Consider the following 19,137-nt stretch of genomic DNA (forward strand, 5'->3'; position numbering starts at 1 on the left):
ACCTTCAAACCCGACTCTGGTCACGCTGACCCGGTCGGGTTTTCTTTTGGCAGAACCCTGCGCAGCGCCGGGTTTGCTGTTTCTGGCCTGGTCAGCGCGTCAAGGCCGTGATGCGCGCCTTCAGCGCCGCCACCTGCGCCAGCGCCGCTTCGCGGCCGGACTGCACGGCCTTGGCGCGGGACGCGAAATCGGCGCTGGAGACGCCGACCAGACCGGGGCGCAGCACGATGTCGGCGTCCTTCAGTTCGAAGCGGTTGATGCTGCGGCCCATGATGGCGAAGGTCTGCAGCAGCAGGTGAAAGGCGTCGCCGGTCGCGGCACCGTCGGGCGGAGACGAAATGTCGACCGCGATCACCAGGTCGGCCCCCATCTGGCGCGCAAAGCGCACCGGCACCGGGGACACCAGGCCACCGTCCACATATTCACGCGTGCCGATCTTGACCGGCTGGAACACCGCCGGCACAGCGCTGGAGGCGCGAACTGCCGCCCCGGTGTCGCCGCGCTGGAACAGCACGGCCGCGCCGTCGTCCAGGTCGGTGGCCACGATGCCCAGTGGCACCTTCATCTGCTCGATGTTCAGGTTGCGAGTCTGCGCGCGCACGTAGCGCGCCAGCGCGTCACCGCGAATCAGGCCGCGGCCGGGGAATGCCCAGTCCGTCAGCGCCGATTCGTCCATGCCTTGCGCCAGCGCGGCCAGTTCCGCACCTGACTTGCCGGACGCATACAGCGCCGCGACCAGGCTGCCGGCCGAAGTGCCGACCACCAGATCCGGCTTGATGCCCTGCTCTTCCAGCACCTGGATCACGCCAATGTGGGCAAACCCCCGCGCCGCGCCGCCGCCCAGCGCCAGGCCAATGCGGGGTGGCTTCGGCACTGCGCTGGGGATCAGCGGTGGCGGTGGCAACTCGACGTGCACCGGAGGCGGCGCAGGCGGGGTCGATTGGCAACCGACCAGCAGGCCGGTCAAACCGCCAGCAGCCCAACCCAGGCAACGGCGACGGGAACAACGCGAATTCATGGACGAGCAGGTCTCCAGAGACTTCCAGTGGCAACGGATTCTAGGTGGCGCATGAGCTTGGAAGATTTCTTCATATTCATTTGAAATAAACAATCAACTTTTATGTTCTTTTCAAGAATAAGAAGGCTTCCTACAGTGCATGGCATCGGGTGTTCCCTGCCCCCAGCCATCGCCATGTACAACTACACCGACTTCGACCGCCAGTTCGTCCGCCAACGCGCCGCCCAGTTCCGTGATCAGCTGACACGCAACCTGGCCGGTGAGTTGGGCAGCGAGGAATTCAAGCCACTGCGGCTGCAGAACGGCTGGTACGTGCAGCGCCACGCGCCGATGCTGCGCGTGGCCGTGCCCTATGGCGAGCTGAACAGCCGCCAGCTGCGCCAACTGGCCGGCATCGCCCGCGAGCACGACCGCGGCTTCGGCCACTTCACCACGCGCCAGAACCTCCAGTACAACTGGATTCCGCTGCCGCAGGCAGCCGATGTGATGGACAAGCTGGCCGAAGTCGACATGCACGGCATCCAGACCTCGGGCAACTGCATCCGCAACATCACCAGCGACGTGTTCGCCGGCATTGCGCCCGACGAAGTGGTCGACCCGCGCCCGTACTGCGAAATCCTGCGCCAATGGAGCACGCTGCATCCCGAGTTCGCCCACCTGCCGCGCAAGTTCAAGATTGCCGTGTCCGGTGCGACCGAGGACCGCGCCGCCATCGCCTGGCATGACGTGGGTCTCCAGTTGCTGAAGAACGAGGCCGGTGAAGTCGGCTTCAAGGTGCTGGTCGGCGGCGGCATGGGCCGCACGCCGGTGATCGGCAGCGTGATCCGGGAGTTCCTGCCCTGGCAGCAGATCCTCGTCTACCTCGAAGCCATCGTGCGGATCTACAACCGCTTCGGCCGCCGCGACAACGCCTACAAGGCCCGCATCAAGATCCTGGTGAAGGCCGAAGGCCAGAAGTATTTCGACGCGGTCAACGCCGAGTTCGACAAGCTGATGACCTCCGACCCGGCTGGCCGCGAACACACCATTCCCGAATCCGAACTGGCCCGCGTCGCCGCGAGCTTCCAGGACCCGGTGGGCGTTCACCCTGCCGTGGGCGGCTTCGACCCGCATCGCACCGGCCCGGCACCGACCGCGTTCCTGCGCTGGCTGGAGCGCAACGTGCACGGCCACCGCATCTCCGGCTACCGTGCCGTCACCCTGTCGCTGAAGCGCCCGGGCCAGGCGCCTGGCGACGTGACCGCCGAGCAGATGGAACTGGCCGCCACGATGGCCGACCGCTACTCCTTAAGCGAGCTGCGAGTCAGCCATGACCAGAATCTCGTGCTGCCCTGGGTGCGCGAGGCAGATCTGTTCGCCGTGTGGCATGCCGCCCGCGACGCCAGCTTCGCCACGCCCAACATCGGCCTGTTGACCGACATGATCGCCTGCCCCGGCGGCGACTTCTGCGCGCTGGCCAATGCCCGCTCCATCCCGGTCGCCGCCAGCATCACCGAGCGTTTCGACGACCTGGACGCGCTGTACGACCTGGGCGACATCGACCTGCACATCAGCGGCTGCATGAACTCCTGCGGCCACCACCACACCGGCCACATCGGCATCCTCGGCATCGACAAGGACGGCGACGAGTGGTACCAGATCTCGGTCGGCGGCTCGGACGGCTCCACGCTGAGCGGCGCCTCGGTGCCTGGCAAGGTCATCGGCCCGTCTTTCGCGGCCGAGGAAGTGCCGGACGTGATCGAGGCGCTGATCGACACCTACCGCGCCCAGCGCGAAGCCGGCGAACGCTTCATCGACACCGTGCGCCGCATTGGCGTGCCGCCGCTGCGTGCCGCGGCCGATGCCGTGCGCCACGCCACCGCCAAGCCCCAGCAAGACCAAGAGCTGGCCACCGAAGCGGCCTGAGCCGGTCACAGGACATCCACCATGAAGTTCGTTTCCCTCCAAGACACCGGCTGGCAGGCAGTTGACGCCGCCGAAACCGCGCCGGCCGCCGCGCCCCAGCGCCTGCTGACGCTGGCCCAGTGGCAAGCCGTGCGCGCCAGCTGGCCGGCCGAGCTGCCAGTCGCCGTGACGCTGCCCAACACCTTCGACGTGGAAGAGCTGGCCGCCGACCTGCCGCGCATCGCGCTGCTCGCGCTGCAGTTCCCCAAGTGGACCGACGGCCGCGCCTACAGCCAGGCTCGCACGCTGCGCGCCCGCCTGGGCTACCAGGGCGAAGTGCGCGCCACCGGCGAGGTGCTGGTCGACATGCTGTCGCTGCTGCAGCGCACCGGCGTGGACGCCGTGCAGCTGCGCGCCGACCAGCGCGAAGAAAGCGCCCGCCGCGCGCTGACGCTGGTCACCGAGAACTACCAGGGTGATGTCTCGCAGACCCGCCCGCTGTTTGCAAGGCTTGCTGCATGAGCGCCGACAACATCTCCGTCCTGCCCGCGCCCGACGCCGGAGAAACCTCCGCCCTGCCCTGGGCCAGCGCCGCGTCCAGCGCGATTGCGCTGTATGCACGCCACACGGCCGGCTTCGAAGCGCGCGTGGCGGCCACGGTCGCCTGGCTGCGCGAAGCCGCCGAGCAGCACCCCGGCAGCGTCGTGCTGGCCAACAGCCTGGGCGCCGAAGACATGGTGCTGACCGACCTGATCGCCCGCCACAAGCTGCCCATTGCCATCGGCACGCTGCAGACCGGCGCGCTGCACGCCCAGACGCTGGCGCTGATTCCGCAGATCGAGCAGCGCTATCAGCTGCCGGTCGAGGTCTACGAGCCGCGCAACGAAGCGGTGGTGCAGTTCGTGCGCAAGAACGGCGAAAAGGCCATGTACGAAAGCCTGGAGCTGCGCAAGGGCTGCTGCTTTGTTCGCAAGCTGGAGCCGCTGGGCCGCATGCTGGAAGGCCGCAGCGCCTGGGTCACCGGCCTGCGCCGCGAGCAGTCGCAAAACCGTGGCGAGATGCCCGCCAGCGAAGTCGAGGCCAACGGCCGCACCAAGTACAACCCGCTGGTCGACTGGACCTGGGCCGACATCTGGCACTACATCGAGCAGAACAACGTGCCGTACAACGCGCTGCACGACCAGTTCATGCCCAGCATCGGCTGCGCGCCCTGCACCCGCGCCATCGCCGTAGGCGAGGAATTCCGCGCTGGCCGCTGGTGGTGGGAAGACGAGAAGGCCAAGGAATGCGGCCTGCACGTTCGACCTGAAGCCGAGACGGCCGAAGCCTGAACCCGCGCATGTCCCTGCCTGCCAACCCCGCAACACCAGGCCGCGTCATCTTCATCGGTGCCGGCCCTGGTTCGGCTGACCTGATCACGCTGCGCGGTGCCCGGGCGCTGGGCCAGGCGCAGGTCGTGCTGTTCGACGCCTTGACCGACCCGTCGCTGCGCGACTTCGCGCCACAAGCCCTGTGGCTGGACGTGGGCAAGCGCGGCTTCACCGCCGCCACCGCCCAGGCGCGCATCAACGCCTTGCTGGTGCAGCACGCCGCGAGCGGCGCCGTCGTCGCCCGGCTCAAGGGTGGCGATCCGTCCATCTTTGGGCGTCTGGAAGAAGAACTGCAGGCGCTGGCCGAGGCCGGCATTGCCAGCGAAGTCATTCCCGGCGTGACCGCGGCGTTGGCAGCGGCTGCCGCCACGCAGCGTCCGCTGACCCGCCGCGGCCAGGGCCGCAGCCTGGCGCTGAGCACCGCGATGACGGCAGAGTTGGAGTTGCGTGCCAGCCAGCGCGCCGACACCGAAGTCTTCTACATGGCCGGCCGCCAGCTGGCCGACCTCTCCCGCCGGCTGCAGGACGCCGGCTGGGCAGGCGACACGCCGGTCAACGTGGTCTCTCGCGCAGGCTGGCCGGACCAGCTGATGTCCGACCATTGCGTGAGCACCTTGCCAGCCGCCTGCGTGATGCATGCCGGCCGGCCGGCTGTGGTCACCGTGGGCGTCGGCGCGGCACCGGTCTGTCGCCTGTTGGCTGCGCCGACTGCGACAGCAGTTGAAGGCCATCCAGCAAGCGCCGCCTTCCCACCGTAAAATTCGCTTTTCGCCAGCCGCTGCCGGCGCGGTCGACTTCGGTCGCCAGCCGCCGCGCAGCAAGCCACGCGTGCGTTCCTGCAGACGGGGCGCCCCCTTTTCTCATACAAACGATTCCGCCCCATGACCCACGTCGTCACCGAAGCCTGCATCCGCTGCAAGTACACCGACTGCGTCGACGTCTGCCCCGTCGACTGCTTCCGCGAAGGCCCGAACTTCCTCACCATCGATCCGGACGAGTGCATTGACTGCGCGGTCTGCATCCCCGAGTGCCCTGTGAACGCCATCCTGCCCGAGGAAGACGTGCCCGGCGACCAGCAGCAATACATCGCGCTGAACGCCGAACTCGCCAAGCTCTGGCCCAGCATCACCAAGCGCAAGCCCGCGCTGCCGGATGCCGACGAGTGGAAGGACAAGACCGGCAAGCTGGGCGAGCTCAAGCGCTGAGCGCCGCGCTCACCCGAACAGCCCGCCGCGTGCGGGCTTTTTTGTGGGCTTTTTGCGCCGGCCGGTCCGCCACCGTGTTGCGCGCTGGTTAAGGGCGATAATCCGCCCGCGCTGCCGTCTCTCTCACGACTGCAGCGCATCCGCTAGGGGTGTTGGCCCGTCCACCGGACGGGGCCGACTGAGACAGTCCCTTTGAACCTGATTGAGGTAATCCTCGCGCAGGGAAGCCATGTTGAGAGCGCGTGCCGGTCCTCGGCCGCCATTCACTGCATTGCCCTTGCGCCATCGACTGGAAGTCACCGATGGCCCGCCGCCTTTCTTCTTCTTTTCTTCGCCTGCCGCTCGCGGCTGCCGCGCTGCTGGCATTGACCGCCGGCGCCCACGCACAAACCACGCCGACCGAGGTCGTCACCGTGACGGGCCGCAGCAGCGCCCTGCCCGCCACCATCGCCGGCTTTGGCGACACGCCATTGGCGCGCTCGCCGTTCCAGGCCAGCGTGTTGAACACCGGCCTGCTGCTGGACAGTGGCATCGACTCGCTGGGTGAGATCACCAAGCTGGACGCCAGCATTGGCGACGCCTACAACGCGCCCGGCTACTGGGCCTCGATGCGGGTGCGCGGCTACGAGCTGGACAACCGCCACAACTACCGGCGCGACGGTCTGCCCATCAATGCCGAGACCGCGCCGCTGATGGACAACAAGGAAAGCATCGAGGTGCTCAAGGGCACCAGCGGCGCGCAGGCCGGCATCAGTTCGCCTGCGGGCCTGGTCAACTTCGTCGTCAAGCGCCCTCGCGGGGACCAGAAGAGCGTGCTGCTGGGCTGGACCGAGTCCGGCAGCCTGAAGGCAGCCGCCGACATCGACCAGCAACTGCTGGACGGCCAGGCCGGCCTGCGCATCAACGCCTCGGTCGAGAAGCTGGACCCGCTGCAGCACGACACCGAAGGTCACCGCCACCTGCTGGCCGCGGCCGGCATGCTGAGCCTGGGCAGCGGCGGCAAGCTGGAGGCCGAGGTCGAGTTCAGCCACCAGTCGCAACCCAGCGTGCCGGGCTACAGCATGCTGGGCGACACTTTGCCCAAGGCCTCGACCGTGGACCCGCGGCTGAACCTGAACAACCAGCCCTGGTCGCTGCCAGTGGTGTTCGACGGCCAGACCGCCAGCCTGCGCTGGACCCAGGCGCTGAGCGCGCAGTGGCAGCTCAGCGCGCAGGCCATGCTGCAGCGGCTGCAGACGGACGACCGCGCGGCCTTCCCGGTTGGCCTGTTCGACCCTGTCACCTACGACTGCGCGCCGTGCGACCGCTACAGCGCCGACGGCCATGTGTCGCTGTGGGACTTCCGCAGCGAAAACGAGCACCGCGACACCCGCACCGCCGCGCTGACGCTGGAAGGCAAGCTTGCCACCGGTCCGCTGACCCACCAGCTCTCCACCGGCCTGACCTGGAGCAAGCTCACCGCCCGCTTCGGCCCGCAGACCTACAACCTCGCCGGCACCGGCACGGTGGACGGCAAGACCGAGGTGCCGGCCAGCCCCGAGGCGCTGTACACCAACACCAACCGCGACGAGCGCAGCGTCGAACTGCACCTGCGTGACGTGCTCGACCTGAGCCAGGCCACCCGCCTCTGGCTGGGCCTGCGCCACACTCGGCTGTCGCGCGGCAGCGTGGCCACCGACGGCAGCGAGCCTGTCAGTTACGACCAGAGCTTCACGACGCCATGGCTGGCGCTGACGCAGCAGTTCACGCCCACGCTGATGGGCTACGCCAGCTGGGGCCAGGGCATCGAGAGCGACGTGGCACCGAACCGCCCGGTCTACAGCAATGCCGGCCAGCCGCTGCCTGCGTTGAAGAGCCGCCAGACCGAAGTGGGCGTCAAGTTCCAAGACCGCGAACTGGACGCCAGCCTGACCGCCTTCGACATCCACCGCCCGGTCAGCAGCGACCTGGGCAGCTGCTCGGACGATGGCAGTTGCACCCGGGTGAGCGCTGGCGACGCGCGCCACCGCGGCCTGGAAGCCAGCGTGGACTGGCACGGCGGCCCGCTGACCCTGCGCGGCAGCGCAATGGCACTGCGCGCCCGGCGCGAAGGCGCGGCCGATGCGGCCCAGAACGGCCTGGTGCCGGAGAACGTGGCCCAGCGCTCGCTGCGTGCCACTGCCATTTACGCACCGCCGCAAGTGCCCGGCTTGTCGCTTGTCCTCACCGCTTCACATGAAGGCTCACGCTACGTGCTGCCGGACAACTCGGTCGCCATTCCTGGCTGGACCACCTGGTCGCTCGCCAGCCGCTACCAGACCCGCATTGCCGGCCATGACACCGTGCTTCGCGTGGGCGTGGACAACCTGTTCGACCAGCGCGCCTGGCAGGAAAGTCCGTACCAATATGGCCATGTCTACCTGTATCCGGTGGCGCCCAGAACTTTTCGCGCGTCTTTTCAAGCGTTTCTGTGAGCCCCAGACCTGCCGCTTCGCGTCAGGCCCCCCGAGGGGGAGAAGAAAACTTGGGGCGGCCCGGCGTTTTCTTGTGAAACCCTTTAATTTCTGCCTATAATCTGAGGCTTCACTTCCCCGATAGCTCAGTTGGTAGAGCGCCGGACTGTTAATCCGTAGGTCCCTGGTTCGAGCCCAGGTCGGGGAGCCAGATCAAGACGCCAAGGTGCCACCGCATGCCTTGGTCGACATACCAAGGTCTCGGGATTTCCGGGACTGACGAACTGCCAGTCAAGTAATTCACTTGCTTGGACAATTCCTCGATAGCTCAGTCGGTAGAGCGCCGGACTGTTAATCCGTAGGTCCCTGGTTCGAGCCCAGGTCGAGGAGCCAAATCATGAGAGCCAGCAGATGAATGTCTGCTGGCTCTTTTTTTCGTGGCTTCGTCAGCGCCTTTTCAGGTCAGTTCTTCAAGCCAAGCTTGGGAATGAGGGCCTTGAAGGTCTCGTTGTCACGCGCCATCACCGCACGGAAGGTTTCGTCGTCTCCGTAGGCGTAGCCAAGGGACAGCTTCTCCATCGCTTCGCGCATGGCCGGTTCCTGCATGGTCTTTTGCGTCGCCACCTTCAGGATCTCCACCACCTCCTTCGGCGTGTTCTTCGGCAGCCCCAGGCCACGCCAGGTGCCCACGGCCACGTCAATGCCACGCTCCTTCAGGGTCGGCACCTTCTCAAACCCCTTCTGGCGCTGATCGGCCATGACCGCAAGCATCCTCAACTTGCCTGCCGCCACATAGGTCGCCACCTCCGCCGGGCTGACCGACACGGCGTCGATGTGGCCGCCCAGCAGGCTCAGCACCGCCGGGTTGGCGCCCTGGTAGGGAATGTGGCTGAACTTCGCACCAATGCGGTCTTCCAGCGCCGCGGCCGCCAGGTGCCAGATCGAGCCGTTGCCCGAGTTGCCGACCTGCAACTCGGTGCCCGGCTTCTTGGCGGCGGCGATGAACTCCTCGATGGTGTTCCACGGCGCATCGGCCTTCACCGTGATGGCGGCCGGGTCGGCGTTCATGCGGGCGATGGGCGTGAACTCCTCGTGGCTGAACTTCTGCAGTCCCAGGTGCGGCAGCGTGGTGAGTTCCACCGTCATCAAGGCCAGCTTGTAGCCATCCGGTTTGCTGTTGAGCACCTCCTGCCAGCCGATCACGCCGCTCGCACCGGGCCTGTTGTAGACCACGATGGGTTGCGGAAAGTGCCTGCGCGCAGCCTCGGCAAAGGCACGCGCCAGTGCGTCGGTCCCGCCGCCGGGGTTGTAGGGAACGACCAGCTCCACCGGGTGATTGGGGTAGTCGACAGCCAAGGCAGGACCGGCGCCACAGGCGGCAAGCAGGGCGAGGCAAAAGGCGATGCGGCGGTTCATGTGGTCCCAAATAGTCAGACCATTTGAGAATCGCAGCGTTTTCAAACCCTGCCAATCGGGTTAGCCCGGCTTTGGCGCGCCCAAGAGAGACTGTCGCGCGCCAGGCATGAAGCGCCGGGGCGCACACTTCAACCAGCCGAAACAGGCACCTGAAAAAAACAGGCCCACATGGGGCCTGTTTCATCTATCGATCAAGCGAGAGACGTGGGCTGAAGGCGCGCCAGGCGCCGTCCGCTCACTTGCTGGCTGCGGGAGCAGCAGCAGCGGCCGCGTCGGCCTTCTTCTTCGAGTGCTTCTTGTGCGAAGCCTTGGCCGGAGCCGATGCAGCAGCGGCCGATGCCTCCGGCTTGGCGGGCGTTTCGGTGGCGAAGGCACCGGCAGCAAACACGGTGGCGATCAGGGCAGCAGCGAGCTTGTTCATGGCAGTTTGACCGCGAGGTCAATCAAGTGGATGGTGCCGGTTCAACGCCACGTGTTTCTGGCACGTTGACGAATCAACCTGTCGTCAAGCTGTCATCGGTGCCGGCGTGTCGCGGTCGAAGCGGTCCAGCACGTGGCTCAGCATGCCGCGCGCCAGTTCCTCCTCACCATAGAAAACCGCGCCGATCTTGTCGCGCCGCAGCAGTTCGGACTCGTCTTCGCTGTGGGTGCGCAGCACCACCTCGATCTGCGGGTTCAGCGCGCGGGCGGCCTCGGCCATCTGGCGCACGTTCAAGGCGTCCGGCGTGGCGATCACCAGCATCGCAGCATTGGCAATGTGGGCCTGGATCAGCACGGCAGGATCGGCTGCATTGCCAGAAACTGCGGCCACACCGCGCTTGCGCAGGTCTTCCACGCGCTCGCGGTTCTGCTCGGCGACGACGTAGGGGATGCCGCGTGCGTCCAGCCCCTGCGCAATGCGCTTGCCCACGCGGCCGTAGCCGACGATCACGACCTGACCTTCCAGGTAGCGGCGCTCGGTGCTGGTAGGCAGTTCGGCGTACGGGTCTTCGCGCTGCTCCAGCCGCTGCGCCAGCGTCGAGCGCGCCAACACCCAGCGGCGAAACGGTTCCAGCGCGGCGAACAGCAGCGGGTTCAGCGCGATGGAGATCAGCGCGCCGGCCAGCACCAGGCTCATGCCTGCGGCCGGCAACAGGCCCAGCGCCACGCCCAGTCCCGCCAGGATGAACGAGAACTCTCCTATCTGCGCCAGGCTGGCGGCCACCGTCAGCGCGGTGTTCAGCGGGTAGCGGAACAGGATCACCAGTGCCGCAGCGGCAAGCGCCTTGCCCAGGATGATGACGGCCACCACCGCCAGCACATGCCCCGGCTGCTCGACCAGGATGGCCGGTTCGAACAGCATGCCGACCGAGACGAAGAACAGCACCGAAAACGCATCGCGCAGCGGCAGTGACTCTTCGGCCGCCCGGTGGCTGAACTCCGACTCGCGCATCACCATGCCGGCGAAAAACGCGCCCAGCGCAAACGAGACCTTGAACAGCACCGCAGCGCCGTAGGCAATGCCGATGGCCACCGCCACCACCGCCAGCGTGAACAGCTCGCGCGAGCCGGTGCGCGAAACCTGCCACAGCAACCAGGGCAACACGCGCCGGCCCACCACCAGCATCAGCACGATGAAGGCCGTGACCAGCAGCAGGGTCTGGCCAATGGCCCACCAAAGAGGCTGGCCAGCTTCGGCTTCGGGCACGGTGCCGCCCAGCACCCCCGCCAGTGGCGGCAGCAGCACCAGCACCAGCACCGTGGCCAGGTCTTCCACCACCAGCCAGCCGACCGCGATGCGGCCGTTCATGGACTCGAGCGTGTTGCGCGCCTCCAGCGCCTTCAGCAGCACCACCGTGCTGGCGCAGGACAGCGACAGGCCAAACACCAGGCCCTGCCCCCATGTCCAGCCCCACCAGTGGGCCAGCAGCATGCCCAGCAGCGTCGCAAACGTCATTTGCACGATGGCGCCGGGCACCGCCACGCGCTTCACGGCCAGCAGGTCCTGCAGCGAAAAATGCAGGCCCACGCCGAACATCAACAGCATCACGCCAATTTCCGACAGCTGCGACGCGATGTGCACGTCGGCTACATACCCCGGCGTGGCCGGGCCGATCAGGATGCCGGCCATCAGGTAGCCGACCAGCGCGGGCAGCTTCAAGCGCTCCGCGATGAAGCCAAGGACCAGGGCAACGCCAAAACCGGCGGCAATCGTGGTGATCAGAGAGGTGCTGTGTTCCATGTCTGGTTGACCTTACCAGACGCTTCCGTTTCTCCAGGCGATGGCCGGACGCTGCGACAAGAATAGCCTCAGCTGCGCGCGCCCAGTCGGCGGGACAAGGCCGCCGCGCTGGCCCGCAACAGCTGCGCAGCGGCACCTTCGGGCGACGGGTCCAGCGAGGCGCGCGGGCCAATGGCGGTCAGCGCCAGCACCATCGCGCCAAAGCCATCGAACACCGGCGCAGCCAGCGCCGAGATGCCCTGCACCGTACCGCCGTCGACGCTGGCGAAGCGCTGCGCGCGGACCTGCGCCAGCTCGGCCTCGAAGCTGGCGTCGATGCCCTTCGGCGGCTTCGCGCCGGCCGGCGCATGGGCCGCTTCGTCGCGCAAGGCCTGCAGCACCTGCTCGCGCGGCGCGAAGGCGGCGAACAGCCGGCCCGAGGCCGTGCCGCGCACCGACACCACCGTGCCATGCCGCATGTTGACGTGCACCGCCGTCGGCCCCTCCTCCAGCCGCACGAAGGTCGGTCCGCGGTTGCCCCAGATCGCGATGCCCACGGTCTGGCCGATCTGCCGCGCCAGCGCCGGCAGTTCGGCCGAAGCCAGGCGGATCGGGTCCACCTGCTGCAGGCTGATCAAGCCCATCTGCAGCGCCAGCGGCCCCAGGCCGTACTGCCCGGTGGCCGGGTCCTGGGCGATCAGGCCCAGCTTGCCGAAGCTGACCAGGTAGGGATGCGCCTTGGCCGGCGCCATGTCGGCTTCGCCGGCCAGTTCCTTCAGCGGCGCCGGCCGGCCCAGGTGCACCAGCGCCCGCAGCAGCCGCCCACCGACCTCGATGCTCTGGATGCCGCGCGAGCCGCCGCCCTCGTCTTCAACGCTCATCGTCACCACACATTGGTAGTTATACCTAAACGAATTGTTTTGACATTATCAAACGAATTGACCAAGATCAACACACTTTCACATTGCCTAATCGATTCGTCATGAGCAAAGAACCCACCAAGGCATTTGCCTCGCAAGCCGATCTGGAGGAGAAGAAAGTCTCGTTCACGCGGCTGTCGGCCAACGCCTATGCCTACACCGCCGAAGGCGACCCAAACACCGGCATCATCATTGGCGACGACGCGGTGATGGTGATCGACACCCAGGCCACGCCGGTGATGGCGCAGGACGTGATCCGCCGCATCCGCGAGGTGACCGACAAGCCCATCAAGTACGTGGTGCTGAGCCATTACCACGCGGTGCGCGTGCTGGGCGCCAGCGCCTACCAGCCGCAGCACATCATTGCCAGCCGCGACACCTACGACCTGATCGTCGAGCGCGGCGAAGCCGACAAGGCCAGCGAGATTGGCCGCTTCCCGCGGCTGTTCCAGGCGGTGGAGTCGGTGCCGGACGGCATGACCTGGCCCACCATGACCTTCACCGGCCGCATGTCGGTCTGGCTGGGCAAGCTGGAGGTGCAACTGATCCAGCTCGGCCGCGGCCACACCAAGGGCGACACCGTGGCTTGGCTGCCCGAGCAGAAGATCCTGTTCAGCGGCGACCTGGTCGAGTTCGACGCCACGCCGTATGCCGGCGACGCCTACTTCAAGGACTGGCCGCAGACGCTGGACAACATCGCCGCGCTGCAGCCGCTTGCGCTGGTGCCCGGCCGCGGCGCCGCGCTGACCACGCCCGAACAGGTCGCCGCCGGCCTGGCCGGCACGCGCGGCTTCGTGTCGGACGTGTACGCCGCGGTGCAAGCCGGCGTGGCGGCCGGACAGGACCTGAACGCGGTCTACAAGTCGGTCTACGCCCAGCTCAAGCCCAAGTACGGCCACTGGGTCATCTTCGACCACTGCATGCCCTTCGACGTGACACGCTGCTACGACGAAGCCACCCAATACGTCGACCCTCGGGTGTGGACGGCCGAGCGTGACCGCCAGATGTGGGAAACGCTGGAGGGCTGAGCCATGGCCGCGGTCGAAACCGATTTCCAGCAACTGCGCTTTGGCTACCAGCGCAGCGCCGACCAGGACGCCGTCACGCCGGTGCGCCGGCCGGTGGTCGTGGTCGGCGCCGGGCCGGTGGGCCTGAGCCTGGCCATTGACCTGGCGCAGCGCGGCGTGCCGGTCGTGCTGCTGGACGAGGACAGCCAGCTCTCGGCCGGCTCGCGCGCCATCTGCTTTGCCAAGCGCACGCTGGAGATCTTCGACCGGCTGGGCGTGGGCGAGCGCGTGGTCGCCAAGGGTGTGAAGTGGAACGTCGGCAAGGTGTTTTTCGGCAACGAGGAAATCTACCGCTTCGACCTGCTGCCCGAGCCCGGCCATGAGCGGCCGGCCTTCGTGAACCTGCCGCAGCATGCGGTCGAGGGCTACCTGGTCGAGCGTGCGGCCGAACTGCCGGAGCTGGACCTGCGCTGGCATCACCGTGTCACCGGCATCGCCCAGCAAACAGACCACGTGCGGCTGACCGTCAGCACACCCGAAGGCGACTACACGTTGGAGGCAGAGTACGTGGCTGCCTGCGACGGTGCCCGCTCGCCGCTGCGCCAGATGCTGGGCCAGGAAAGCAGCGGCCGGGTGTTCCGTGACCGATTCCTGATCGCCGATGTGCGCATGAAACACGCGCAGCCGGCCGAGCGCTGGTTCTGGTTCGACCCGCCCTTCCATCCCGGCCAGAGCGTGTTGCTGCACATGCAGCCCGACGGCATCTGGCGCATCGACTTCCAGCTCGGCTGGGACGCGGACCCGGAGGTCGAGAAGCGGCCCGAAAACGTGCTGCCGCGGGTGCGCGCCCTGCTGGGTGAGGACCAGGACTTCACGCTCGAATGGGCCAGCGTGTACACCTTCGCCTGCCGCCGCATGCCGCGCTTCCGCCACGGCCGGGTGCTGTTCGCCGGCGACTCGGCGCACGGCGTGTCACCCTTCGGTGCCCGCGGTGCCAATTCCGGCGTGCAGGACGCCGACAACCTCGCCTGGAAACTCGCCGCCGTGCTGCAAGGCTGGGGCAGCGACGCCCTGCTGGACAGCTACGCCGACGAACGCGAAGCCGCGGCCGACGAGAACATCCTGAACTCGACCCGGTCCACCGACTTCATCACACCCAAGAGCGAGATCAGCCGCGTCTTCCGCGACGCCGTGCTGCAGCTCGCCAAGCACCACCCGTTCGCCCGCAGCCTGGTCAACAGCGGCCGGCTCTCGCTGCCCAGCACGCTGACCGGCTCGACGCTGAACACGGCCAGCGAGACACCCGAAGGTTGCCGCATGGTGCCCGGTGCGCCGGCAGCCGATGCACCACTGCAAGCCAAGGGCGATCAAGCGCGGTGGCTGCTACGCGAACTGGCTGAGCGCGACCGGGGCTTCACGCTGCTGGTCTTCAATGAGGCGAACGATTGGTCTGACGCCGCATTGCGCCACGCCGCTGAAGGCTTGGCGCCGCTGCAGTTGCTGCACCTGCGTCCGCAAGACGACACGCAAGGCCTGCTGGCGCAACGCTACGCGCTGTTGCCCGGCAGCGCGCTGCTGCTGCGCCCCGACCAGCACCTCGCCGCACGCTGGGAGCGCCTGTTGCCCGACGCGGCAGGCCAGGCCGAACTCCGCGCCGCGCTGCAGCGCGCGCTGGCCCGCTGAACACCGGACACCAAGATGGCCCTGATCCTCACCCCCAACCTGGCAGCCCCCGACGACTTCTATGAAGCCCTGATCGCCGCGCACCAGGACCTGGACACCGCCGCCAGCCACGCGCTCAATGCGCGCCTGGTGCTGCTGCTGGCCAACCACATCGGCGAGCTTCCGGTGCTGCTCGAAGCGCTGCAGGCCGCGCGCGACAGCGGCCCCGCGCCCAAGAACAACGACCTGAGAGACAACGCATGACCGCCACCCACGTTTCCCGCCGTGCCGCCTTGCTGGCGACCTTGGCTTCGACCGCCTCCCCGCTGCTTGCGCAGGCCCAGGACCGGCCGCTGGAATGGGTGCTGGGCTACGCGCCTGGTGGCGGCTCGGACGTGGTGGCCCGCACCGTGGCCGATGCAATGAGCAAGACGCTGAACCGGCCCATCGTCGTCAACAACAAGCCCGGTGCCGCGACCAACATTGCCGCCGACTACGTGGCCAAGTCCAGGGACTACGGCAACGTGATGCTGACGGCTGACTTCGCCACGCTGGCCGCCAACCCGGCGCTTTTCAGCAAGCTCAGCTACAACGCCGAGAAGGACTTCACGCCGGTCGGCCTGCTGGCACGTTTCCCGCTGCTGCTGGTGGTCGCGCCCAATGTGCCGGTGAAGAACTGGAAGGAATTCCTGGCCTGGGCCAACAGCCATGCGGACGGCACCAGCTACGCCTCGGCCGGCGCCGGCAGCCCGCACCACCTGGCGACCGAGCTGCTGCGCGAGCGCACCGGCCTCAAGCTGATCCACGTGCCCTACCGAGGCGCCGGCCCTGCTGTCACCGACCTGCTGGGCGGTCAGGTCCCATTCGGCATGATGGACACCGCCAGCGTGCAGCAGTACCTGGGCAGCGGCAAGCTGAAGGCCATTGCGGTGGCCAGCCCGCAGCGCCTGAAGGTGCTGCCTGAGATCCCGACCTTCGCCGAACAAGGCCTGCCGAACTTCGTCGCTTATGCCTGGCAGGGCCTGGTCGTGCCCACCGGCACGCCGCCCGAAACCGTGGCCAAGCTGAACAAGGCCTTGCAGGCAGCGCTGGACAGCACCTTTGTCAAGGCCCGCTTCCAGACGCTGGCGCTCGAAGCCCTGCCCGGCACGCCGCAGCAGATGGCCGACCACGTGCGCGCCGAGCGCGAACGCTGGGGCCAGCTGATCCGCGCGAACCACATCACCCTCGATTGATTGATGCACCTCTTTTTCCATGTCTGACACATCCCTCCGCTACCTGAGCGGCTTCGGCAACGAGTTCGCCACCGAAGCCGTGGCCGGCGCCTTGCCGCAAGGCCGCAACAGCCCGCAGCGCGCGCCGTTCGAGCTTTATGCCGAGCTGGTCTCGGGCACCGCCTTCACCGCGCCGCGGCATGAGAACCGCCGCAGCTGGCTGTACCGCCGCCAGCCTTCGGTGGTCGCTGGCCGCTACCAGCCCTATGCACAACCTCTTTGGGTGACCGGCAAGCCCGAGGGCGCAGTGCTGCCGCCCGAGCCGCTGCGCTGGGGTCCGTTCCCGATGGACGATGCGGCCGCGCTCGACTTCGTCGACGGCCTGCGCACCGTCGCGTCCAACGGCGACGTCGAAGCCCAGCAAGGCCTGGCCGCGCTGGTCTACGTCTGCGGCCGTTCGATGGACCAGCGCGCGCTGGTGAATGCAGATGGCGAGATGCTGCTGGTGCCGCAGCAAGGCCGGCTGCGCATCACCACTGAAATGGGCTTGCTGGACGTCGCGCCCGGAGAGATCGCACTGCTGCCGCGTGGCATCGCCTTCAGCATCGCGCTGCCGGACGGGCCATCACGCGGCTACGTCTGCGAGAACCACGGCGCCCAGTTCCGCCTGCCCGAGCTGGGCCCGATCGGCTCGAACGGCCTGGCCAATGCGCGCGACTTCCAGGCCCCGGTCGCCGCCTTCGACGACACACCCATCGGCCCGGCCGGCAGCTACCAACTGGTCAAGCGCTTCGGCGGCCGGCTGTGGGCGGCAGACGCGCACCGCTCGCCGTTCAACGTGGTGGCCTGGCACGGCAACCTCACGCCGGTGAAGTACGACACCCAGCACTTCATGACCATCGGCTCGATCAGCTTCGACCACCCCGACCCGTCGATCTTCACGGTACTCACCTCGCCTTCGGACACGCCCGGCACCGCCAACTGCGACTTCGTGATCTTCCCGCCGCGCTGGATGGTCGCCGAAGACACCTTCCGCCCGCCCTGGTACCACCGCAACCTGATGAGCGAATTCATGGGCCTGGTCTACGGCCAGTACGATGCCAAGCCCGAAGGCTTCCGTCCTGGCGGCGCCTCGCTGCACAACTGCATGGTGCCGCACGGCCCCGACCAGGAAGCCTTCGAGAAAGCCAGCGGCGCCGAGCTGAAGCCGCACAAGCTGGACCACACACTGGCCTTCATGTTCGAGAGCCGCTACCGTTTCATTCCCACCGATTACGCGATGCAGCCCAGCGGCGCGCTGGACGCCGACTACCCCGCCTGCTGGGCCGGCCTGCAAGACCGCTTTGCCGCTTCGAACTGAAATGAATCTCCCGATGACCGCATCCTCCGACATGACCCTCAACCCGGCACTGAGCAGTTGGGTAACCTCCGCGAACGCGGCCGAAGCCGACTTCCCCGTTCAGAACCTGCCCTACGGCCGCTTCCGCCGAGCCGGCAGCGCAGACGCCTGGTGCATCGGCGTGGCCATTGGTGACCAGATCCTGGACCTGAAGCTGGCGGCCGACGTGCCCGGCTGGGCCGACGGCCTGAAGGACCTGCTGCTGCCGCTGGCCGCTGGCGAGCTGAACGACCTGATGGGCCAGCCCGCTGCGGCCCGCCATCAGTTGCGCGCCGCACTCTCGGCAGCGCTGCTGGCCAACAGCGTGTACGAAGCCGCGCTCGCGCCTTGCCTGCTGCCCCAGGCCGAAGCCGAAATGAGCGTGCCCTGCCGCATCGGCGACTACACCGACTTCTACACCGGCATCCACCACGCGACTACGGTCGGCAAGCTGTTCCGGCCGGACGAGCCGCTGCTGCCCAACTACAAGTGGGTGCCCATCGGCTACCACGGCCGGGCTTCGTCCATCATCCCCAGCGGCCAGCCTTTCCATCGGCCCCAAGGCCAGTTGAAGCCGCCCGAGGCCGAGCTGCCGTTCCTGGGCGCCACCAAGCGGCTGGACTATGAACTGGAGCTGGCCATCTACGTCGGCCCCGGCAACGCACTGGGCGAGCCGGTGAGCCTGGCGCAGGCCGAGTCGCACATCTTCGGCCTGGGCCTGCTGAACGACTGGAGCGCGCGAGACGTGCAAGCCTGGGAATACCAGCCGCTGGGCCCGTTCGGCGCCAAGAACTTCGCCAGCACCGTCTCGCCGTGGATCGTCACGCTGGAAGCGCTGGCCCCATTCCGCGCCGCCTTCGAACGCCCTGCAGGCGACCCCGCTCCGCTGCCCTACCTCGCCAGCGACGCCAACCAGGCCAGCGGTGCGCTGGACATCCAGCTCGAAGTCTGGCTGCAGACACCCAGGATGCGCGAAGCCGGTGAGCCTGCCATCCGGCTCAGCCAGTCCAACTATCGCGACGCCTATTGGACCGTGGCGCAGCTCATCACCCACCACACCATCACCGGCTGCAACCTGCAGCCTGGCGACATGCTGGGCAGCGGCACCCTCTCCGGCCCGCAGCCCGAACAAGCCGGCTCGCTGCTGGAACTCACCAACGGCGGCAAGCAGCCGATCACGCTGCCCAACGGCGAAACCCGCCGCTTCCTGGAAGACGGCGACACCATCACGCTGCGCGCCTTCTGCCAGCGCGAAGGCGCGCGCCGCATCGGCCTGGGCCACTGTTCAGGCACGGTCCTGCCGGTGCGCGCTACCACCTGAGGGTGCCCCCAGGCCTGCCGCCATAACGGCCACCCGAAGCCGGCCCGGCCGGCAGCATAAAGTGCTTCCTCCCTAATTTGGTGGATGTGGTCACCCCACAAACTTACCCA

Annotated in this window: 17 protein-coding genes, 2 tRNA genes and 1 riboswitch; of the genes, 14 read left to right on the forward strand and 5 right to left on the reverse strand. The window is 67.6% G+C overall.

Features of this window, described 5'->3' with window-relative positions; genetic code table 11:
* Positions 1 to 91: 91 nt before the first annotated feature.
* The gene (locus tag LRH25_RS11175) at positions 92 to 1,018 is read right to left on the reverse strand and encodes a patatin-like phospholipase family protein (RefSeq protein WP_141288709.1); all 927 of its coding nucleotides are present in this window, start codon (positions 1,016 to 1,018) and stop codon (positions 92 to 94) included.
* Between the two features lie 174 nt (positions 1,019 to 1,192).
* Here LRH25_RS11175 and LRH25_RS11180 point away from each other — a divergent pair, with 174 nt between their 5' ends.
* From LRH25_RS11180 to LRH25_RS11215, 8 genes are all read left to right on the forward strand, one after another.
* Positions 1,193 to 2,923 carry a nitrite/sulfite reductase gene (locus LRH25_RS11180; RefSeq protein ID WP_141288707.1) on the forward strand — a complete coding sequence of 577 codons (1,731 nt, stop codon included), beginning with the start codon at positions 1,193 to 1,195 and terminating at the stop codon, positions 2,921 to 2,923.
* Between the two features lie 21 nt (positions 2,924 to 2,944).
* Complete coding sequence (locus LRH25_RS11185; protein ID WP_231011166.1) at positions 2,945 to 3,424, forward strand: DUF934 domain-containing protein; 480 nt, start codon at positions 2,945 to 2,947, stop codon at positions 3,422 to 3,424.
* Entirely contained in the window at positions 3,421 to 4,233 is an 813-nt protein-coding gene (locus LRH25_RS11190) for a phosphoadenylyl-sulfate reductase (protein WP_141291992.1), read from the forward strand. Before LRH25_RS11185 ends, LRH25_RS11190 begins: the two co-directional genes overlap by 4 nt.
* Positions 4,234 to 4,241: 8 nt before the next feature.
* Complete coding sequence (gene cobA, locus LRH25_RS11195; protein WP_231011167.1) at positions 4,242 to 5,030, forward strand: uroporphyrinogen-III C-methyltransferase; 789 nt, start codon at positions 4,242 to 4,244, stop codon at positions 5,028 to 5,030.
* 123 nt (positions 5,031 to 5,153) lie between these two features.
* Positions 5,154 to 5,477, forward strand: coding sequence for a ferredoxin FdxA (gene fdxA / locus LRH25_RS11200; RefSeq protein WP_141288510.1), 324 nt, complete (start codon positions 5,154 to 5,156; stop codon positions 5,475 to 5,477).
* Between the two features lie 135 nt (positions 5,478 to 5,612).
* Positions 5,613 to 5,719, forward strand: a riboswitch (TPP riboswitch).
* 60 nt (positions 5,720 to 5,779) lie between these two features.
* On the forward strand, positions 5,780 to 7,930 hold the full coding sequence (locus LRH25_RS11205) for a TonB-dependent siderophore receptor (RefSeq protein ID WP_141288511.1): 2,151 nt from the start codon (positions 5,780 to 5,782) through the stop codon (positions 7,928 to 7,930).
* Positions 7,931 to 8,044: 114 nt separating this feature from the next.
* Positions 8,045 to 8,120: transfer RNA gene (locus LRH25_RS11210), tRNA-Asn, on the forward strand.
* A 106-nt stretch (positions 8,121 to 8,226) separates the two neighbouring features.
* A tRNA-Asn gene (locus tag LRH25_RS11215) sits at positions 8,227 to 8,302 on the forward strand.
* Positions 8,303 to 8,371: 69 nt separating this feature from the next.
* Here the strand turns inward: LRH25_RS11215 and LRH25_RS11220 are convergent.
* The 4 genes from LRH25_RS11220 to LRH25_RS11235 form a co-directional block, all read right to left on the reverse strand.
* Positions 8,372 to 9,325: a Bug family tripartite tricarboxylate transporter substrate binding protein gene (locus LRH25_RS11220; protein ID WP_141288512.1), complete on the reverse strand. Its 954-nt coding sequence runs from the start codon at positions 9,323 to 9,325 to the stop codon at positions 8,372 to 8,374.
* A gap of 235 nt (positions 9,326 to 9,560) precedes the next feature.
* Positions 9,561 to 9,746, reverse strand: coding sequence for a hypothetical protein (locus LRH25_RS11225; protein ID WP_141288513.1), 186 nt, complete (start codon positions 9,744 to 9,746; stop codon positions 9,561 to 9,563).
* Positions 9,747 to 9,830: 84 nt separating this feature from the next.
* A complete protein-coding gene (locus LRH25_RS11230) occupies positions 9,831 to 11,546 on the reverse strand; it encodes a cation:proton antiporter domain-containing protein (protein ID WP_141288514.1) in 1,716 nt (571 codons plus the stop codon).
* A gap of 68 nt (positions 11,547 to 11,614) precedes the next feature.
* Positions 11,615 to 12,406: an IclR family transcriptional regulator gene (locus LRH25_RS11235; RefSeq protein ID WP_231011168.1), complete on the reverse strand. Its 792-nt coding sequence runs from the start codon at positions 12,404 to 12,406 to the stop codon at positions 11,615 to 11,617.
* A gap of 101 nt (positions 12,407 to 12,507) precedes the next feature.
* Between LRH25_RS11235 and LRH25_RS11240 the strand changes: the two genes are divergently transcribed.
* From LRH25_RS11240 to fahA, 6 genes are read left to right on the forward strand one after another with little or no spacing between them, the layout of a single operon-like run.
* Positions 12,508 to 13,473 carry an MBL fold metallo-hydrolase gene (locus LRH25_RS11240; RefSeq protein ID WP_231011169.1) on the forward strand — a complete coding sequence of 322 codons (966 nt, stop codon included), beginning with the start codon at positions 12,508 to 12,510 and terminating at the stop codon, positions 13,471 to 13,473.
* Between the two features lie 3 nt (positions 13,474 to 13,476).
* Positions 13,477 to 15,135, forward strand: a complete 1,659-nt coding sequence (locus tag LRH25_RS11245; protein WP_141284743.1) for an FAD-dependent oxidoreductase — start codon at positions 13,477 to 13,479, stop codon at positions 15,133 to 15,135.
* Positions 15,136 to 15,150: 15 nt separating this feature from the next.
* Entirely contained in the window at positions 15,151 to 15,378 is a 228-nt protein-coding gene (locus LRH25_RS11250) for a DUF2783 domain-containing protein (RefSeq protein WP_141284741.1), read from the forward strand.
* Complete coding sequence (locus LRH25_RS11255; protein WP_141284739.1) at positions 15,375 to 16,349, forward strand: Bug family tripartite tricarboxylate transporter substrate binding protein; 975 nt, start codon at positions 15,375 to 15,377, stop codon at positions 16,347 to 16,349. Before LRH25_RS11250 ends, LRH25_RS11255 begins: the two co-directional genes overlap by 4 nt.
* Before the next feature lie 19 nt (positions 16,350 to 16,368).
* Entirely contained in the window at positions 16,369 to 17,688 is a 1,320-nt protein-coding gene (hmgA, locus tag LRH25_RS11260; RefSeq protein ID WP_141284737.1) for a homogentisate 1,2-dioxygenase, read from the forward strand.
* Positions 17,689 to 17,701: 13 nt separating this feature from the next.
* The gene (gene fahA, locus LRH25_RS11265) at positions 17,702 to 19,027 is read left to right on the forward strand and encodes a fumarylacetoacetase (RefSeq protein ID WP_141284735.1); all 1,326 of its coding nucleotides are present in this window, start codon (positions 17,702 to 17,704) and stop codon (positions 19,025 to 19,027) included.
* The last annotated feature ends 110 nt before the right edge of the window (positions 19,028 to 19,137 follow it).

This window comes from Ideonella azotifigens (assembly GCF_021043325.1).
GTDB lineage: Bacteria > Pseudomonadota > Gammaproteobacteria > Burkholderiales > Burkholderiaceae_C > Ideonella > Ideonella azotifigens.

What these genes read in the sequence shown, in the direction of transcription:
- LRH25_RS11175 (WP_141288709.1), bottom strand. Translation starts at nt 1,018, where the DNA reads ATGAATTCGCGTTGTTCCCGTCGCCGTTGCCTGGGTTGGGCTGCTGGC.
- LRH25_RS11180 (WP_141288707.1), top strand. Translation starts at nt 1,193, where the DNA reads ATGTACAACTACACCGACTTCGACCGCCAGTTCGTCCGCCAACGCGCC.
- LRH25_RS11185 (WP_231011166.1), top strand. Translation starts at nt 2,945, where the DNA reads ATGAAGTTCGTTTCCCTCCAAGACACCGGCTGGCAGGCAGTTGACGCC.
- LRH25_RS11190 (WP_141291992.1), top strand. Translation starts at nt 3,421, where the DNA reads ATGAGCGCCGACAACATCTCCGTCCTGCCCGCGCCCGACGCCGGAGAA.
- cobA (WP_231011167.1), top strand. Translation starts at nt 4,242, where the DNA reads ATGTCCCTGCCTGCCAACCCCGCAACACCAGGCCGCGTCATCTTCATC.
- fdxA (WP_141288510.1), top strand. Translation starts at nt 5,154, where the DNA reads ATGACCCACGTCGTCACCGAAGCCTGCATCCGCTGCAAGTACACCGAC.
- LRH25_RS11205 (WP_141288511.1), top strand. Translation starts at nt 5,780, where the DNA reads ATGGCCCGCCGCCTTTCTTCTTCTTTTCTTCGCCTGCCGCTCGCGGCT.
- LRH25_RS11220 (WP_141288512.1), bottom strand. Translation starts at nt 9,325, where the DNA reads ATGAACCGCCGCATCGCCTTTTGCCTCGCCCTGCTTGCCGCCTGTGGC.
- LRH25_RS11225 (WP_141288513.1), bottom strand. Translation starts at nt 9,746, where the DNA reads ATGAACAAGCTCGCTGCTGCCCTGATCGCCACCGTGTTTGCTGCCGGT.
- LRH25_RS11230 (WP_141288514.1), bottom strand. Translation starts at nt 11,546, where the DNA reads ATGGAACACAGCACCTCTCTGATCACCACGATTGCCGCCGGTTTTGGC.
- LRH25_RS11235 (WP_231011168.1), bottom strand. Translation starts at nt 12,406, where the DNA reads ATGAGCGTTGAAGACGAGGGCGGCGGCTCGCGCGGCATCCAGAGCATC.
- LRH25_RS11240 (WP_231011169.1), top strand. Translation starts at nt 12,508, where the DNA reads ATGAGCAAAGAACCCACCAAGGCATTTGCCTCGCAAGCCGATCTGGAG.
- LRH25_RS11245 (WP_141284743.1), top strand. Translation starts at nt 13,477, where the DNA reads ATGGCCGCGGTCGAAACCGATTTCCAGCAACTGCGCTTTGGCTACCAG.
- LRH25_RS11250 (WP_141284741.1), top strand. Translation starts at nt 15,151, where the DNA reads ATGGCCCTGATCCTCACCCCCAACCTGGCAGCCCCCGACGACTTCTAT.
- LRH25_RS11255 (WP_141284739.1), top strand. Translation starts at nt 15,375, where the DNA reads ATGACCGCCACCCACGTTTCCCGCCGTGCCGCCTTGCTGGCGACCTTG.
- hmgA (WP_141284737.1), top strand. Translation starts at nt 16,369, where the DNA reads ATGTCTGACACATCCCTCCGCTACCTGAGCGGCTTCGGCAACGAGTTC.
- fahA (WP_141284735.1), top strand. Translation starts at nt 17,702, where the DNA reads ATGACCGCATCCTCCGACATGACCCTCAACCCGGCACTGAGCAGTTGG.